This is a genomic window from Phyllobacterium endophyticum, assembly GCF_003010935.1.
Taxonomy (GTDB): Bacteria; Pseudomonadota; Alphaproteobacteria; order Rhizobiales; family Rhizobiaceae; genus Phyllobacterium; species Phyllobacterium endophyticum.
The window spans coordinates 1-894 of record NZ_PGGN01000012.1; the positions used below are offsets into that span (position 1 = coordinate 1).

The 894-nt window shown below is 61.0% G+C and carries 1 protein-coding gene; it reads left to right on the forward strand.

Annotated elements, in window-relative coordinates; translation table 11 throughout:
• Positions 1-208: 208 nt before the first annotated feature.
• Positions 209-868, forward strand: coding sequence for a sugar transferase (locus CU100_RS26515; protein ID WP_106719639.1), 660 nt, complete (start codon positions 209-211; stop codon positions 866-868).
• Positions 869-894: the final 26 nt, after the last annotated feature.

Sequence of the window (894 nt, forward strand, 5' to 3'; positions counted from 1 at the left end):
CGCGTAATCAGACTTAGGTCTGACCATGCCGGGGCATAGGTCCGAAACAGGCCGGACTGGAGGCCCACTGGCGGAACGAGGCTGCCCCTCTTTACGTTTGCTTGCGGTTTTGCCGCGCATTTCTCCGATCCTGAGCTGGCATCCAAGGTGGGCCGGACCCGCAGCGGGTCCGCATTCAAGGGGATCATAGAGTCAAAGGGAGTTTCTTATGAAGATGGAATTCATTCGACATGGCGATGAATTGGAAAAACTTCCCGTGGGAGGGCTCTTGAAACGCTGGTTCGACGTGCTCGGGGCGGTGCTCGCCCTCATCCTTCTCAGCCCGCTGTTCCTGATGGTTGCCTGCCTCGTCAAATTGTACGATGGCGGACCCGTTCTTTACGGCCATCACCGCATTGGCCGCAATGGCGAACTGTTCTGCTGCCTCAAATTCCGCACCATGGTCAAGGACGCCGATGCCGTGCTTAAGGCCCATCTTGCCGCCAATCCGCAGGCGCACGAGGAATGGCTGGCCAGCCGCAAGCTGCAGAGCGATCCGCGCGTGACCACGGTCGGCACGGTGTTGCGCAAACTCAGCCTCGATGAACTGCCGCAACTGGTCAATATCCTGCGCGGCGAGATGAGCCTCGTCGGGCCGCGCCCGGTGGTCAAGGACGAGATCGAGCGCTATGGACCGGCCGCGGTCTACTACTTCCAGTCGCGCCCCGGCCTGACCGGCGTCTGGCAGATCAGCGGCCGCAACGATGTGAGCTATGACCAGCGCGTGGCCTTCGACAAGCACTATGTCGAGAACTGGTCGCTGCTGCAGGACATCCTCATCATCCTCAAGACCATTCCAGCTGTCTGCGCACTGCGCGGATCCTATTGAGCCCGCGATGCGCGGGAGGCCGGCAA

Coding starts and splice junctions, on each gene's coding strand:
- CU100_RS26515 (WP_106719639.1), top strand. CDS start 209: ATGAAGATGGAATTCATTCGACATGGCGATGAATTGGAAAAACTTCCC.